The sequence below is a fragment of the Persicobacter diffluens genome (assembly GCF_036244895.1).
Classification (GTDB): domain Bacteria; phylum Bacteroidota; class Bacteroidia; order Cytophagales; family Cyclobacteriaceae; genus Persicobacter; species Persicobacter diffluens.
In genome coordinates this window covers 178,688-196,746 of the sequence record NZ_BQKE01000002.1, presented here as the reverse complement: position 1 = coordinate 196,746, position 18,059 = coordinate 178,688, and the positions used below count along the sequence as shown (strand labels likewise).

The following is an 18,059-nucleotide window of genomic DNA, read 5'->3' as shown; positions in this document are numbered from 1 at the left end:
AAATTTGGTCGTTTAAAATTTCCACATCAAAAAGTCAGTGAGGTGTTTGGCTCAGGTCCCATTTCGAAGACCAGCTCCCCACCCTTTGTGATGTCAGCATGATTGATAAATGCTTTTTCCAGCGGCTTACCATTCAAACTCACTTTCTGAATATAAATATTTTTTTCGTTGTTGTTATGCGCTACCACCGTAAAAGTTTTGCCATCTTTTACTTTAATAGTGGCTTTGTCAAATTTTGGCGACCCGATGTCATAATCACCCGTTGCAGGATTCACCGGATAGAATCCTAAAGCGCTGTAGATATACCAGGCCGACATTTGACCACAGTCTTCATTGCCACAAACCCCATCAGGTTCTGCACGGTACTGCGTGGCCAGGATCTCACGAACGCGCTCCTGGGTTTTCCAGGGTTTGCCTACATAATTATAAAGATAAGCCACATGGTGGGAAGGCTCATTTCCGTGCGCATACTGGCCGATCATCCCCGTAGAGAAAATTGGAAGATCATCTTCCGGCGCCGGAAAATAATTAAAATTAGAATCCAATTTAGCTTCAAACTGAGGCTCGCCCATTTTATAAATTAACCCTTCGATATCCTGAGGGACAAAGAATACATAATGCCATGCATTGGATTCACAGTAATCATCAGAATAATTCTTAGCGTCAAATCCTTTTTCTCCTACCCAATTGCCTTTTTTATCTTTTGGTAAGATCCAGGTCAGACCATCGTGATAAACATTCTCCCAATTGGCTGCACGTTTCATGAACATTTCATAATCCTCCTGCTTATTCAAAGCTTTGGCCAATTGCGCAACACACCAATCATCATAGGCATATTCCATGGTTTTGGATACGGACCAGTTCTCATGCCCGTCTGAATGTGGCACGTAACCTAATTCCTTATAAGTATCAATCTCGCGATTGTCCATCATGGCCGCGGCTTTACAAGCTTCGAATAATTTTTCCGCATCCATATCATTCAGCAAGCCCTTGAAATAAGCATCTGTAATCACCGGCACGGCATGGTAAGCAATCATCATATAAGTCTCATTTCCTTTCATTGACCAAACCGGCAACTCCCCAATTTCTTCATAGTAAGCCATCAAGGACTTCACCATATCCACTGCACGGTCCGGATCGATCATGGTATACAAAGGATGCGCTGCCCGGAAAGTGTCCCACAACGAGAAAGTATCATATCGTGTATAGCCTTTTGCCTGATGGATTTCCTGATCGGCTCCTTTGGCGCGTCCGTCCACATCGGAGTGAATGGTTGGTGCCAAATGGCTTTGATACATTGCTGTATAAAAAACCTCTTTATCCTTCTGAATAGGCGTTTCAATGGCGATTTTCCCTAGTTCCTCGTTCCATTTTGACTTTGCAGTCGCCCGAATAGCATCAAAATCAAAACCCGGACATTCTGCGGACATATTGTTCATCGCCCCTTCAATATCTACAGAAGACAAAGCCACTTTCACCATGATTTCCTTTGCCTCTTTACCTGCAAAATGGAAATAAGCCTTGGTGAATTTAGAATTCACTTCATTACCATCCACCTTTACAGCGGTATTGTTACCCGAGGTTTTCTTGTCATAGGCCTTTTGATAATCATACAATTCATAGGAAGAAAAAGGCTCCGAAAATTTCATCACGAAATGCTCCTTTTGCACGGCTGCCCAACCCGAAGAATAACGGTAACCCACCACGGTCTCATTATCAATCACTTTGATCTGAGTAGCCGTTGGTGCATCCCAGTTTAAAGCATAGCCCAAATCCAATTTAATCTTTGAACCTTCGGCTGCGGGCATCTGATAACGATGTACCCCAACACGCTCCGTAGCGGTCATTTCGGCCTTAATGCCATAATCCAGCAATTCAACTTCATAATAGCCGGGAGAAGCAGCTTCCTGATCATGAGAGAACAAAGAAACCTCCCGCTGAACCGGACCTTCCACAAGGTGACGATCACTTTTATCATTCAGAGGCATCACCAAAATATCGTACAAGTCACCCGCTCCGGTGCCGGAGAGGTGGGTATGACTGAATCCGGCAATGGTGCTGTCGGGCCAGAAATACCCGGCAATACGATCCCATCCACCATAACCATTGTCAGGACTTAGCTGAATCATACCATGAGGAACCGTAGCTCCGGGATAAGTATTCCCAGGGCCATCCGTTCCGGTGAATGTATTAACATACTGGGTATAGTCCACCGCAGCAATTGTAGTTTCTTCCGTTGTCTTACAACTCATCAGGGCGATTGAAGCCAGCAAGAAAAAATGTTTGAATGACATTTATTTTGAAGATTTAGACAGTGAAAAATCAATTTGAGCTCCTTCAGTCAAAGTTTTATGATCAATGAACAAACGATCCTGCTCCTGGCCATTCACTCTAAAGGATTTAATATAAGGTCTGCTATCTGATTTTGGCGCGCGAATTACAATATTCTTTCCGCCGTAATAATGTTTATCCAAATGAATAATTACCTCCTCAAATCGGGGGGTAGTCACCAGATATTCAGCACTCCCGGCCGATTCCGGATACAATCCCATCATCGAAAAAGCCAATAATGAAGACATGGTACCGGTATCATCATTTCCGGGCAGACCTGATGGTGTATTAGCAAAATCCTCCTCAATCATAGCCTTTACCTTTTGCTGCGATTTCCAACGATAGTTTTGGGCATAATTATATAAAAATGGATAGGCCATATCCGGCTCATTGTCCGGCTCATAGTGGCCTTCATCAAATACGACATCCAGCTGCTTTACAAAAGATTCTTCTCCTCCCATGGTTTGGATTAATCCGGGAATATCATGAGGGACCATAAAGGCGTAGTGGTAAGCAGAGCCCTCTACATAACCAATGGCATGAGTGAAATTTTCCCCATCTTTAGGATTAAAAGGATTTAGAAATTCCCCATTTTTCATTTTTGGTCTTAGGACTTTCGTCTCCGGATCGTAAAAATGTTGATAGCCTTTTGTTTGTGCCAACACCTCTTCCGAAAGCTTTTGTTCGCCCAAAGCACCTGCAAATTGCCCGAAAGCATAATCGGCAATATTGTATTCCAAAGTAGTGGAAACAGCGCCCCAAACACGGGCTTCCCCATTATCTTCCCCACCGAAAAGGTCACTCTTCTCTGCTTCTACAGGAATATAACCCAATTCATGATAATACTTATTCCCGGGACGAACAGGGTTATTTTCAGTGGTGAAATAATGCTTTTTCATTGCTTCCAACGCCACCTTCGTATCAAAATCCTGAATCCCTCTCAAATAGGTATCCGCAATCACGGCCACCGCAGGGTCTCCGACCATGGTATAAGTCTCCGTGGAGTTCAACTCCCATTTCGGCAACCAGCCACTTTCCTGATAAATATCGAGCATGGTTTTCACCATTTCCGACTGCTGCCCGGGATATAATAGCGACATTAATGGATGTAAACTTCTATAAGTATCCCAAAGAGAAAATACAGTGTAGCGGTCGTAATCTTGTGTTTGGCCAAAACCCTGATGTCCGGAAAGGTTAAATTCCCCATTTACATCAGACTGAATATTAGGATGAATTAAAGTATGATAAAGTGCCGTATAGAACATTTGCTTATCATCTTCACTCCCACCTTTTACCTCTACTACTCCTAATAGCTCATCCCATTCGGCTTGCGTTTCTGCCAGAATATCCGCAAAATCCTTATCACTGGTCTCCGCTTTTAGATTCTCACGCGCATTTTCTATGCTTACATAGGATACCCCAACTTTTACCTCAACTGTAGAAGGCTGCTCGTGATGATAAGTCATGTAAACCCCGATAGAATCCCCTACCACATGGTTACGATATTGCTCCAATAATCGTAATTCACCATTATAAGATTTCATCCATTGTTCTTCTACTCCGGTATTTGGACGCGCTTCTTTCCATACCCCGAACTCATCTGCAGGCTCAGAAAATTCCATTACAAAATAAACCGGATATACTGCTTGTGGATTATTATAACAAAAGGATCCTACCGTTACCATACCTTCCACCTCTTGGTCGGAAACCACCTTCACCATCCCCCCCTGTTCATTAGTCAGACCAAGGCCGAGATTTAAGAGTACATTATTTTGCCCTGCCGGAAAGTGATACTTACTTATTCCTACCCTACGGCTTGCAGTAGCTTCCACCTGTATATTGTATTTCTCCAAGGTGGTGGAATAATATCCTGCGGAAGCCTTTTCATTTTTATAGGTGGATCCATACTCCTGCCAATGAGGAGTAAGCTCACCACTGGTGGGCATCGTTAAGATTACGCCAAGATCCGGACAACCCACCCCGGATAAGTTCACATGGCTAAAGCCACTCAGGAAGGTATTTTCATTCCAATAGGCCATGGAATTCCACTGGCTATCCTTATCAATCACATTTTGTTCCCCCGCTGCATTAAAGGGAGAAACGGTGACCATGGGACGAGGCGCCACTGCCCCCGGATAAGTGGCTCCATAATTGGAGGTACCTATAAACGGATTGACAAAAGAAGACCATTTTTGAGCCTTGGAGGAAAGGCCACATAGTAAAAATACTCCCAGTAACAGAAAGGATTTTTGATACATACCAATGGGGATTTATTAAAAAATCAGAGGTGATAGCAGGCCACCACCTCCAAGGATGATTTATTTTAAGGATTGAGGACGATATTCTGGTGAAATTCCCCAGTGAATTGAAGGAGTATCCCCCATTTGCAATTCCAGGGTTCCGCCTTTCATAATATCTTCATGACGAATGAAGGAATAAGGATAATCCTTGCCCTCTAATTTTACCGACTGAATATAAATATTTTTCTCACTATTATTTTTGGCAATTACCTTGAAGGTCTTATTACCTGGAACTTGAATTTCCGCCTGATCAACTGTGGGACTTCCCAAAACATAGTCCCCGGCCACAGGATTCACCGGGTAAAACCCTAATGCATTGAACACATACCAGGCCGACATCTGTCCTACATCCTCATTGCCAGGCATACCATTAACCTGATCATTGAACATTTCAGAAGAGATGCGTCGGGCCATTTCGGCAGTTTTCCAGGGTTGCCCTACATAGTTATATAAATAAATAGTATGGTGCCCTGGTTCGTTGCCCTGTGCATATTGCCCGATCAGACCGGTGATGTCAGGAGAGCCTCCCTCGCCCATATCCCCTTCAATGATAAACAGGGAATCCAATTTGTTCGCAAAAGCAATATCAGACCCGAACAAATCAACCAATCCTTCTACATCATGCGGTACTAACCAGGTGTATTGCCAGCCATTTCCTTCACAAAAATCATCTTCCCGATGGGTAGATTTAATAGGATCATAAGGAGTTCTCCAGCTGCCATCGGCCAATTTCCCTCTCATAAACTGAATATCGCGATCGAAATAATGACGGTAATATCCCGCACGTTTCATGAACAGATCATAATCCTCCATTTTCCCGAGTTTCTTGGCCATCATAGCAATCGCATAATCATCAATGGCATATTCCAATGCCTTTGCCACTGCCTCCTCCTCTTTATCCGCAGGAATATATTCCTGATTTCGAACAAAATTTAAACCGCGCTGATCGTAGTCCTTAAATTTTCGAATGGCCGCATAAGCTTCTTCCGCATCGAAACCGTCAAACCCTTTTAAATAAGCATCCACGATTACCGGAATTGAGTGGAAGCCCACCATTGTATTGGTTTCACTTCCCATTAAATGCCATACCGGCAACTGGTCTTGTTGAGCCTCAATCGTCAACAAGGAGTTTACCATATCATTCACCCGCTCCGGTTGTGTAATGGTATACAAAGGGTGGGCAGCACGGTAGGTATCCCATAAAGAAAAGGTGGTCAAATTATCAAAACCGGGATTCGGATAAACCTTTTTGTCTGAACCACGATAGGCGCCATCATGATCATTGAATAAAGAAGGAGCGGTCATCGTTCGGAACATGGCGGTATAAAAAGTTCTTTTTACCGATTCATCCTTGCTATCAATTTTCACTTTTTCTAGCGCTTCCCCCCATTTTTGAGCAGCTTTGGCTTTCAGGCCGTCAAAATCAAATCCAGGTGCTTCCGCCTTCATATTTTCCCAGGCTTTAGGTGAACTTACCGGAGAGATCGCCACTTTTGCTTCAATCACGCCCGCGTGTTTTTTGCCGAAGGAGAATACGGCTTTTGCCTTATCGCCACCTATAGCTGTTTTTCCCTTGACCGGTTTGGTATCGTCAAAAAAGGCAATTTTCCTGACTGGCTCGGAGAATTCAATAGCGAAAAATAAACGTTGATCTTCCGACCAGCCTTTGGAATGACGATAACCCTCCACACGAAATTCATCCACTACAACGATGGATGTTTCAGTGGCCTTGTCCCAACCAATTCCATCTTTGAGGTTCACCAACACATGCGCCTCCTCTTTTGCATTATGAAAAGTATAACGATGCGCTCCAACGCGCTCTGTAGAGGTCAATTCCGCACGTACCTGATATCGATCCAATTCCACGCTATAAAATCCAGCAGCAGCCACCTCATTTGCATGTGAATAAGGAGACAAATACCCGGATTCAGGATTTTCGATAGACCCCCGATCCGTGGAAGGAATTTTCCCGCTGAGCGGCATCAATAACACATCACCTAAATCACCAATACCCGTACCACTCAGATGCGTATGTGCAAAACCGACAATGGTGGTATCCGACACATGGTAGCCGGAGCACCAGTCCCATCCTTGCGTAACATTCGACGGCCCTAGTTGCACAGCCCCGAAAGGAACATTCGCTCCCATAAACACATGCCCATGCTCGGCGGTACCTATCCGCGGATCCACATATTGAACCAGATCCTCCTGCGCCTGCAGGGGACCTGCCGCAAATAGGCCAGCGGCCAATAAACTCGTGATTTTCTTAAAGACTGCTTTCATCTATTTCAAAGTATTAAAAATTCAAAACCACAGCATTTTCATTAGCTGCAAAAAAGCGTTCAGATCCTGCCACTTAGAAGGTTTTTAAAAGGCAAGCTGAATCAATTGATACTTCAAACATAGCCAGGCCCAAGCTACAATGAAGAGGACTTAAAGACTTACAGCTGGGTTACATTTTAAAAAATTCGTGATTTTTTAGGGATACTTATAAGATTTTACCAATTGTCACCCTGAAGAACACCCAAAACATTGTCATATTTGAATTATTATTTTAGGCTTGTTTATTACCTCTCCTTCCGGCTACAAATGGGAATTAGGGAAGTAATTAAGAAGGGATAATTTTTAATTGAGCCGGATTATGCATCCTTAAAACCCCATTTAGCTTTAGGGATGAAAAAATGAGGGGATTTTTCCAATTTTGGTTTTTTCCAACGAAGCAAATCCATGAGGAGAAAGCAAGCTTAGCCTAATTTAGGCCATTAATAATCATGGAAAAAGAACCCTATTATACTAAAGATAAGCACCGTGAAATGGCGTTTTAAATTTGGCGGTGAATAATTCGGCTTAACCCAATCTTCAAGATATCGGCAGAGGATTTAATAAAACACGAAATCAGATTAACAGTCGTTAAGTATCAAATTAATCATATTGCGTTTTAAATTCACGAGATTAACCTCTCTATAATTATTCATTAGAATTTAATAAAATGTGATTCATGGTCTAATAATTGGAATAATTTGCATGGCAATTAAAATACCCCCCAAAAAAAAATCGTGAAATTAGAATGAGGAATCTTTACATTTTTTTCTTTTTCCTTTTACCCTATTTATCATGGTCCAATCCCATTGATGGCCAACCATCGATCGGAGGATTGGATTTTATGAGCTCGGAAAAAAAGCCCTCTGAAATTAGCACACTAATCCTTCCCAGAGACAAGTACCTCCCGGCTGATCCAAAAATGAACATCAGCTTTGAAATGGAACTAAAAGACAGCCCAATTCTAGGGAATATCTTGAGGTTGATCAGTGAGGAAAATGTCCTGGACTTAAAATTCGAACCAACCAATAACCGCCCTTATGCTGCTTTGATCATACTGGGGGATTTTTTAGAGAAAGAAATTAAAATTAAAATACCAAAAGACCTATTGGAGCAAAGATTATGGCAATTGATCAACATCGAAATTGATCAGTACCATCAAAAGCTTCTCATTAGGGTTGGAGATCAAGAATTCCAAACATCGCTCACCCAACCCCTTTCTGAAAGTGTTCAGCTTCATTTTGGTGCTTGCAAAGTCCCAGGTTACACCACCAGAGATGTGCCCGGATTTTCGCTGAGAAATATCCATTTCACTTCGGGAACCCATGTCTATCATTGGCCCCTGAATCAATCCGAGGGAGAAATTGTCATCGAAACGGAGGCTGGTTACCACGGGCAAATTATCCACCCCAACTGGCTGGCACTTTACCACCATTATTGGCAGGAGGTAGCCGTTTTAGAAAATAACTTCCAACCCGCGATTTTCCATGACAGCCTGGAAAATCAATTGCATATTGTAGGCTCCAATAAACAAATTATATTTGATTTCAATAAAGAGCAATTGGTGCAAGAGAACACCCTTGAATTCCAAAGCCAAAGTCCACTGTTATTGAACGGCCTAAATATTCAGGGAACCGATCAAGGCTTACTGTATGACGTTCGGGGTGGAAAAACCATTGATTACCATTATCATCAACAGCCAAACTTTAATCATTTAGATAATGATCTCCCCCTGGATTATTGGCATCAAAGTCTTTTTTATGATATTTATAAAAACCAAGCCTACACCTTTGGCGGCTATGGCTATTTCACCTTTAAAAAAGACTTTAGGTACTTTGATAATAAAAAGCAGCAATGGGCAAATACTGCATTTAAGGGAGATGAAATCTCGCCCAGATACCTGGCGGCAATTGGCTATTTAGAGGACAATAAATACCTGTTATTTGGTGGTCATGGTAATCTGGATGGGGACCAGGCTAAAGGAACTCAAATCTTCCATGATTTATATGAGATTGATCTGAAAAACCAATCCGTTAAAAAACGCTGGGATCTCAAGAAAACCCATGAAATGGTACCGGGCCATCATCTGGTAGTCTCACATGATCGTAAACACTTTTTTACCCTGATGCATTCCGCCAATGAACCCAAAGATGCCGTCAAGCTGGCAAAAATTAATTTGGAGAATGGTAATCTCGAATGGGTGAGTAATGGTATTCCTAATGAGTTCAAAGATACCGAATCCACCATCAAATTATTTCACCACCCCAAAAGTCACCGTTTTTACGCAGTGCTAAAGCACGGAGATTATAATCAGGATCATTCCGAAATAAAAATTTATAAACTTCAAGGCTCTCCCAGAAGTGCTGCTCAGCTCGCCGCTCTGGACATTATGCCTGAAGAAAAAAGCAATTACTATTTTCTGGCAGTGCTTCTTTTGCTTATTCCCCTACCGGCCTGGTGGTGGATTAAAAGAAAAAAGAATGCCACGGAAACTGTTGTAGCCCCAAAACAAAATTTTGAGACCCGACAGGTGACCGCTTATGAGCCTTTGGTCCTAAATGAACAAAATAAAGCCCTGCAAAATGCCATTTACTTATTTGGTGGTTTTAAGATTTTTGACAAAGAGGGAAACGACATTTCTGGTGAAGTGACAGAGAAATTAAGACAATTACTCTTGATCATTCTTTTCCACCCCTACATCATGGGCAGGGGGATCAGCTCTCAGGAAATGGTGGATATTTTGTGGCCGGGGGCTCCAAAATCCAAGTCCAAGAATAACCGATCAATATCTATCAGACGCTTACGGTTGATCTTACAAAAATGCGAAGGTATAGAAATTACCTTCCAAAATGGGGAATGGTTACTGGACGTATCGTCGGGAGCTTATTGTGATTTTGAAGCCTTTGTGAATTTGAGAAATCAACTGAAAGCCGAAGACAAGGAAAATCAAATCAACCAACTCAGCGCTTTATATGAGATTATTCATAGTGGCATATTCGTCGCCAATAGTAAATTGGACTGGTTAGAAAATACCACTTCCCACATTCAATCAGATATCATTGACATCCTGATCCTATTCGCTCATCAGTGTAAGAACCCACTTTGGGTATGCGATATTGCGGACGTTATTTTTAAATTCGACGAGTTGGAAGAGCAGGGATTGTCTTTGAAAATTCTTGCACTAGCTCACCTGGGTAAAAATGTGCAGGCACACAATGAATATGATCGCTTCTCCAATCAGTATGAAAAACTATTCGGAGAACCTTATGAAAAGAGTTTTCAAAGCCTAAGCAAATAGTGCATACAGCTAGACATTTTTGCCTAAAAACGTAAAAAGCGAATCAACAATAGTAACTTTGGGTTCCAACGCCAACAAAGATCTATGTTCAATTCGCTTCACAGCAAACTTACGCAAGAATTTCCAAAATGGGGTAAAGCTTGCTGGAAAAATGTACTCGCCCTAAGTTTAGGCATCATCCGAAAAGGAACCGTTTGTCTTAATAAAGTGAAAGATTCCATCGGTAGCATTTTAGATAATCAGCGTACTTCCGCCTCTGGCCATTACAAACGCTTAACCCGCATATTTACGGAATATTCTGACACCAATTTATGGAGTGATCTATTGCAATTATCCGCCATGCATATGCACAAAGGTGGGGATTTTTTGATGGTCGATGGCACCAGCTGGACGCAAGGGGATCGTACTTTTCATTTCATGACCTTGGCCATTTTGTATAATGGAGTAGCGGTGCCGATCTATTTCATGAATCTGGAAAAGAAGGGCATCAGTAATCAGGAAGAAAGAATTCAGTTGCTTGAAGAGGCGTCAAAGTTATTCAATCTTGAAGGTAAAATTCTCTTGGCTGATCGTGAATATGCAGGACAGAAATTCATCAAATACCTTGAAGATAACGGCTTTAAATATGTGCTTCGGGTAAAAGAATGCAACTTTAAGACTCAGTGGAATGAAAAATCTATGACGAAAGCGCAAATGATTTCAAAAGTCACCAATAGTAAGGTGAAAGGTAAAACGATGTCCGCTAAAATGAAGTTTGAAGCTGGAGACAATTGCCGGATGGTCATCAAGAAAAGTGAAGATGCGGAAAAGGAACCTGTGATTTTCCTTTTGACAAACCTGTCTAAAAACGCATATAAAGTGGCTGAGGACTATCGGAAGCGATGGCAAATTGAGACATGTTTCAGACATTTGAAGACCAATGGTTTTGACCTTGAAAAAATGAATGTTCAGGGAGCAGATAGATGCCGGTTAATGATGGCTATTGTCGTTTTTGCATATTCGGTATCCATAGCTCATGGGTTAAAAAAGTACAAAAATGTTCGTCTGAAAACTTATGCCAATGGTAAAAGGTACAGATCCATTTCCGTTTTTCGAAAAGGAGTCGAATGCATCGCAGAAGCTGGTTACAGAATAGAAAATTGGGGCGAGTATATCCTGAATCACTTCTTGAGTCATGATCGGAAAATTTGCCCCAAATCAATAAATGTCTAGTTGTATGCAAATAGTGGTATTAAAAAAAGGGAGTCCTGATTGGAGACTCCCTTTTTTCATATTTTGACTATAGATTATTTGATAGAATAAGCTCCCTTAAATCGCTTTTTCTCTACTTTATATTTTCCTTTAGATTTTATTACTGTATTTGAAGTTGAGGTCGTATGCCATTGATTACTACAAACTGAAAATAAAGACATTACCACAAAATAAATAATTAACTTTTTCATGATATAGGTTGATGTACAATTATAAATAGGATATAAAACAACCTACAAACAATATACTAGAGGCGCTCAGTTCTTTCTTAAGAATCATGCATTCTAATTAAAAACAAATTGAATGATTTGGAAAGAAAAACACCTAAAACACCCTATTTAATCTACGAAAATGAGTATTAATTACAGTTAAGTTCGCTACTTATAATATATATCATATTAAACTTGATGCTTTTATTACATTGAAATGAAATCCATAATTATGAAAAAGAGAGCCACAGCATAAGCATCAAATAAGACACTCCTAACAATCACTACCTACACAAAGTACAATTCCCCCATTTCTTCTCCCCCATGGAAACAGTAAAAAATTCAGCAAAGCACCTTCTTGAAGCATTTTGAGGTACAATGAAGGTCAAATCAGCTATCAACACGGGCGCAGGAAAAACCATAAGGGTAAAATAATATTTTTTATAAGTTTAAGTCAAATGGCTGGGTATTTGAGATAGACTTCCTAAAAAACTACTTAGGGTCTGCTGAAATAGCTCGAATTATCTAAAAACGACTGAAGATCAACTTATTAAATCACATTAAATCTCTTTTAGTGCAAGGGGAAATTTTGTAAATTGTCCTTTAAATAGCCCCAGGGCTCCTTTCCTACTTTTTTAGCTTGCACTATGATTAAGCATTCCCCTGATCAACTTGAGATTTCTGATTTTATGGACCCGTATTTGGGTGGCCTTAATCCCAATAATAGATGGATTATTATGGCCAAAGAAATTCCTTGGAGTCAATTAAAAAGGATCTATGAACGGAACATGTCCTTCGACAAAGGAGCTAGACCTAAACCAGCGCGTTTAGTGATTGGAGCCTTGATTATCAAACACAAATATAAGTTGTCTGATAGAGAAACAATTGAACAAATCAAAGAAAGTCCATATCTACAATACTTTGTTGGATTGCATAAATTTCAACATGATCAGGTATTCGATTCTTCATTATTTCCGACAATTAGAAAGCGTTTGACCATAAAAGACTTTAATGATTTAAGTCACTTACTCCAGAGTCATGACGTTAGTATTGATGAGCAAAGCGAACTTCGTGATGAAAAAAATGTAGAAAGTGATACAAAATATAAGAAGCCTGAAATTGAAAACTCGATTTCAGTTGATGCTACTGTAGCGGTGCAAGAAATTCCTTATCCGACCGACCTGGCTTTGATCAATAAGGCTCGCATTGAATCAGAAAAAATCATCGATATATTATGGGAATTTGTTAAAACAGATGCTAAGAAACCTAGAAGCTATCGACAAAAAGCCCAAAAAGAATTTCTAGCGTTGACAAGAAAAAAGAAGAAAGGCGCCGATTTTTGGAGGGCTGCAAATCGAAAACAACTACAGTATCTTCATCGAAATATAGGGCATATTCATCGTCTATTAGACCAAATTAAGGTAGGTATTCCTTTGAATAAGCGTTTTTTGAAGCTATTGTATGTTATTCAAGAAGTGTATCGCCAACAAATGGAAATGATTGAAGAGAAGAAAAATACGGTTGGTTTCCGTATTGTAAACTTATATCAACCACATATTCGCCCCATCATAAGAGGGAAGTCTGGAGCGAATGTTGAATTTGGAGCTAAAATATCAATATCTATTGACCAAGGCTATTCTTATATTGACCATCATGATTTTGAAGCATACTATGAAGGGGAAGAGGAGATTATCAAAAAGCATATTGAAGCACATAAACTACGGCACCCTCACACTAAGCTAAATGGAATTGTTGGAGACAAAATTTATGGAAATCGAAATGCTAGAGAAGTTTATGATCAAAATGATATAACTTTCGTCGGCTCACCTCTTGGAGCTCCTCCTAAAGATCCTGAAAAAATTAAAGAGCGGGAAGAGAATAAGGTTATCCATCAAAAATTGAGGAGTCATGTAGAAGGAAAATTTGGACAAACTAAAAGAGGGTATGGATTGAATAATATTAAGGCACGAAGATCAGACACCACAAATTCTTGGATTGGTGCCATCTTCTTTATTGCTAACCTTGAAAGATTCATGAAAGGAATCTTTTTTGACCTTTTTTTCATTATTTATGAATATGATTTATGGGCATTAGTAACATCAATAATCGAAGCTGGAATTGGTCAACCAAATTTCAAGAAAAATAAAGAGACCTTTTTAAGCCAATACTCCGTAAAGAATTAGGCCGCAATACAGCCAAATCTCTCTATCTGGAGCATTTGCTCTGAATTATCGTAAGGTTCGGGGGCAATCCCGAACCCTTTAAATATTCTTTGGATATAGTTTCGATTAAAATATAGCATCTTAATACTTGATAATGAGAAGGGTTCCTTTTCTTCGGTTTTATTATCAAAATAGTGAAGCGCCTTTGCCACGGACACCGCCGTTAGAGACATATTTATGTGATTATGTATCTTATTTTTACTCCTCGCCTGGCAGTGAGTCAAACCGGTGAATTGTTTGGCATCTCGAAATAGAAACTCAATTTGAAATCGAAGTCGATAACGCTCAATTATTGCGGAACCGCTTTGATTAATGTCTGTACTGAATAAAATTTCTCGTCTGGTTTTCCCATTGTCAAGCTCAGTAACGACGACCACACACTTGATCCATCGTTTAAGACTTTTACTATGAACCTCTGCTTCGAAAGCCTCCGAGTTTTCATTTTTGAAACATAGTGTAAAGTGTCTTTGGTCAAGATTATTAAATTTCACTTTTTCTCCATAGACCTTGGGTCGCCCTCTTTTTCCGGTAGGTGGTTCGGTATTTCTGTAACGAAGAAATGCGTTTTTAGCCAATTTACTAATGACAATAAACCCTTTTTCTACTATTGGATCGACGAATGTAAAGCGCGAAAAGTAAGCATCAACAACCACACTATCTGATACTTGCTTGTACAATTCAACATTTGACAAAATCAAATTGGCATAAAAGGTCAGCAAATTAAATGACTCGTCCTCACTCTTAAAGGTTTGATGGGCCTCTAAATGCATTGCGGTTTTACTTTCGAGGCCAACACTTGCTATTCCAGTAATTTCTAGACCTCTTTTTGTTGAATTATCGCAGCCTGACCAAAAGTACCCTAAACCTGGGGTGAGTTGACCACTTTTGGAAACATAACTTGGATCAAAGGCAATGATGCGCAATTCATCTTTAAGTGTCTTAATGAGCTCAATATTGAAAAAAAGGTAATTGAAATATTTTTCATACCATGATCTAATCGTGGCCTCATTGTACCGCAGATACCGACTCATGTTGGTGAAATTATTACGACCACGGAAAGACAGTAGTCCTTTCAAATTTTCTATCATGAAATCCCTCTCCCATTTGTTAATGTCTAACATTTTATGGAATATTTGCGCTAGGAGTGTTTCGATGCTCTTGATGGTGACTTAGTATGTTGGTGTTTGGCGATACAAATATACAGGTCACCATTTTTTTTACAATAGCTCAAAACTCTACGGAGTATTGTTAAGCAGACCCCAATTAAATATCAGGTTGAATGTACAAATACAAGGAATTTCGAGAAAGGGAAATGGGAGGGTCAGCCTCATCAAAGACCTTGATTGACTTGATTTGAAGGATTGAAAGGATTTGGGGTTATTGATTGGGGGTTGGGGATTGGCTGACTGATCAATTTCGACCTTAAAAACAAGGGATATAGATGTATTAAGCCAAAACCCACATCATTTTCTCCTTTGCAAACTGCCGGCTAAGGTTGTACTCTCAACCTGATCAAACACCTCTAATCCTAAAATCCAATAAATACCATTAATCATGGCCAATTAGGCGAACAGATACTAAAAATTCATGGTTTAGTGACAAAAAATCAACATGAAGCATCAGGATCTCACCTTTAAAATCATTGGCTGTGCGATGGAGGTTCATCGGTATTTGGGAAATGGCTTTCAAGAAGTGATTTATCAACGGGCATTGGCGATGGAGCTGGAAGCACAAGGAATTGACTTTATACGGGAGTTTGAAATGATGATTTTTTATAAGGAAAGACCTGTTGGAAAGAGAAGGGTGGATTTCTTCATTGAGAACAGCGTGATGCTGGAAATCAAGGCGACCAAACAATTAGAAGATGCCCATTTAGCCCAAGGAAAGAACTATTTAGAGGCTTACAATTTAGAGATTGGTTTACTCATTAATTTCGGAGCTATGAGCTTGGAGTATAAACGGCTACACAATAACAGATGCACAAATTAAGGCTGAATGACTGACTGGAGAACGTTTGTTCTGTTGAAATTATATCTCTGGAAATCAACATCCGACACAACCAATCCTAAAATCCCTTTAATCCCCATAATCAAGGCTCAAAAATCTTTTCAATCCCATTAATCCTAAAATCATGGCAAAAATAAAGCCCCCGATCCACACCGAGGGCTTACAACACATCCGACCAACGTAAATTAGGCCGGTATTACTTTCTTCAAGCTTTCCTCTGCCTGAATGCCATATATCTTTAGCATTTGAACTCTTTGCAGGTAGGCTGCACCATCCAATAAGGCGGTTCCTACTTTCGCCGCATATCGATTTTCCCATTGCTCCAGAGAAGTGCCTTTGGTCCACTCATTGAAAGCGCCCATGGCCGGACCACACCAAATCTGGTAGTCCATCTCACGACCGGCAACACCGCGGTTGGCCCAGCTGGAGCTCAAGCCTAAGTACCAACGGAATATCAACGCCATCTTACGCTTAGGATTGCCCTCTGCTCTTTCAATTTGTTCCGGGTCACGTGCATTGAAAAACTCAATGCAGGACTGCCAGATATTTTCCAAAGTATCCTTGAATACCGTTTTCTCCAAAGTCAGACGCTCCTTCTCCGGAATGGCCTCAATGCTGTCATAAGCCATATAGAAGTCATACAACTTCTGTGCACGCATGCCGAAAAGGGTCCCTTTTTTCAATACCTGCAACTTAACGCCCAACTCAAACATATCCGAAGCCGGCGCCATCATGATGTCTGCCATACCCGCATTGGCCAAAACCTTGCGGACATAGTCCGAAGATCCGGACTCACGACAAGCCTGATTGATCGAACCAGTTACTAAGTATGCTGCACCCATTGAAAAAGCACCCAAAGCCGATTCCGGCGTGGAGATTCCTCCTCCGGCACCAATGCGAACTGCGGTTGGGTAGTTCAACTCCGCCTGCAGGCGATTGCGCAATTCCAATACACTTGGTAATAAACAAACCAGGGAACGGTTATCGGTATGTCCACCCGAATCCGCTTCCACGGTGATATCATCCGCTACCGGTACTTGCTTGGCCAATTCAGCCTGCTCCGCAGTAATGTATCCTTTTTCCACGCAGGCAGCCAACAAGTTAGCGGTCGCAGGACGCATGAATTTCTCAGCCATTTCCAGTCTGGAAACTTTTCCGATAATACGGTTTCCGATATGGATAGAACCATCGGCATTGCGGGAAAGTCCTGCCGCACGGTAACGTACAATGTGAATCGTCAGGTCCATGAAAGCAGAAGCCTCAATAACCTTAACGCCTTTGCGCAAAAAGATTTCACAAGCTTCGCGCTCCAATGCTTCCTCATTCGGAGCATGAATCAGGTTCACGGCATAAGGACCATTCGGTAATTCCGCCTGAATGCGATCAATCGCTTCCTCGATACGGGAAGGCACCAGACCACCCGCTCCGAAAGAGCAGATCATGCCGGCTTTTCCCATCGCAATCACCAATTCCTCGGAAGAAATACCATTAGCCATCGCACCACCCATATAGTTGTAGCGCAACCCGTAAGTTTCACGAAAACCTGCATCACCCAACTGCGGGGCTGTGAAAGCAGGTAAATGCCCTAAAAGCTCCAAAGTTTGGAGGTCAGCAGGATTCTGCGTTCCCATACCTGTGGCCAAACCTGTTTGTCCTTCGGCATTACGAACAATGTATAAATTTTTATCCGCCTGACTTAAAGCCAAACGTATTTCTTCGGCGGTGAAAGCCAGCATATTGGCACTTCCAAACCATTTGGCCGAGCTCTTCGGCGCTGTGGATTGTAAGGCAGTATTTATTGTTGATATCATGATTATCTGTTGGTTATAATGGAACCACTAATTTCACGAATTACACTAATTTTTAAATTTATAATAGGGAGGATGATTTCAATGAATTCTAAACCAGTCACCCGGACAAGAAATGGACCCCCTCCATACCTCGGAATTCACACGCCTATCAAAAAATCAATTCGTGTAAATTAGTGCAATTCGTGGTTTCAATAATTAATCTCCAACCCAAGCGAATCACTCAGGCTAGAGAAGAACACCTCATTACACCTAAAGCCACACGCATATAATAAAATATCATTCGTGAAAATTTGTGTAATTCGTGGCTTAAA

9 protein-coding genes are annotated in these 18,059 nt (G+C 41.0%); 4 read left to right on the top strand and 5 right to left on the bottom strand.

Features of this window, described 5'->3' with window-relative positions:
* Positions 1-26: 26 nt before the first annotated feature.
* The 3 genes from AAA970_RS15610 to AAA970_RS15600 are packed head-to-tail and all read right to left on the bottom strand — an operon-like array spanning position 27 to position 6,914.
* Positions 27-2,294 (bottom strand): GH92 family glycosyl hydrolase, encoded by a 2,268-nt coding sequence (locus AAA970_RS15610; RefSeq protein WP_338237828.1) that lies wholly within the window; start codon positions 2,292-2,294, stop codon positions 27-29.
* Positions 2,295-4,589 carry a GH92 family glycosyl hydrolase gene (locus tag AAA970_RS15605; RefSeq protein ID WP_338237827.1) on the bottom strand — a complete coding sequence of 765 codons (2,295 nt, stop codon included), beginning with the start codon at positions 4,587-4,589 and terminating at the stop codon, positions 2,295-2,297.
* Positions 4,590-4,649: 60 nt separating this feature from the next.
* Positions 4,650-6,914: a GH92 family glycosyl hydrolase gene (locus tag AAA970_RS15600; RefSeq protein ID WP_338237826.1), complete on the bottom strand. Its 2,265-nt coding sequence runs from the start codon at positions 6,912-6,914 to the stop codon at positions 4,650-4,652.
* 784 nt (positions 6,915-7,698) lie between these two features.
* Between AAA970_RS15600 and AAA970_RS15595 the strand changes: the two genes are divergently transcribed.
* The 3 genes from AAA970_RS15595 to AAA970_RS15585 all read left to right on the top strand — a co-directional run bounded on the left by AAA970_RS15595 (position 7,699) and on the right by AAA970_RS15585 (position 13,891).
* On the top strand, positions 7,699-10,248 hold the full coding sequence (locus AAA970_RS15595; protein WP_338237825.1) for an AfsR/SARP family transcriptional regulator: 2,550 nt from the start codon (positions 7,699-7,701) through the stop codon (positions 10,246-10,248).
* A gap of 84 nt (positions 10,249-10,332) precedes the next feature.
* Positions 10,333-11,460, top strand: coding sequence for a transposase (locus tag AAA970_RS15590; RefSeq protein WP_338236619.1), 1,128 nt, complete (start codon positions 10,333-10,335; stop codon positions 11,458-11,460).
* Between the two features lie 895 nt (positions 11,461-12,355).
* Entirely contained in the window at positions 12,356-13,891 is a 1,536-nt protein-coding gene (locus tag AAA970_RS15585; RefSeq protein ID WP_338237824.1) for an IS5 family transposase, read from the top strand.
* Here the strand turns inward: AAA970_RS15585 and AAA970_RS15580 are convergent.
* Positions 13,888-15,051 carry a transposase gene (locus AAA970_RS15580; RefSeq protein WP_338237823.1) on the bottom strand — a complete coding sequence of 388 codons (1,164 nt, stop codon included), beginning with the start codon at positions 15,049-15,051 and terminating at the stop codon, positions 13,888-13,890. The two genes, AAA970_RS15585 and AAA970_RS15580, sit on opposite strands and share 4 nt — an antisense overlap.
* Positions 15,052-15,541: 490 nt before the next feature.
* Here AAA970_RS15580 and AAA970_RS15575 point away from each other — a divergent pair, with 490 nt between their 5' ends.
* Positions 15,542-15,919: a GxxExxY protein gene (locus tag AAA970_RS15575; protein ID WP_338237822.1), complete on the top strand. Its 378-nt coding sequence runs from the start codon at positions 15,542-15,544 to the stop codon at positions 15,917-15,919.
* A 203-nt stretch (positions 15,920-16,122) separates the two neighbouring features.
* Here the strand turns inward: AAA970_RS15575 and AAA970_RS15570 are convergent, their stop codons facing one another.
* Positions 16,123-17,748, bottom strand: coding sequence for a PfaD family polyunsaturated fatty acid/polyketide biosynthesis protein (locus tag AAA970_RS15570; RefSeq protein ID WP_338237821.1), 1,626 nt, complete (start codon positions 17,746-17,748; stop codon positions 16,123-16,125).
* Positions 17,749-18,059: the final 311 nt, after the last annotated feature.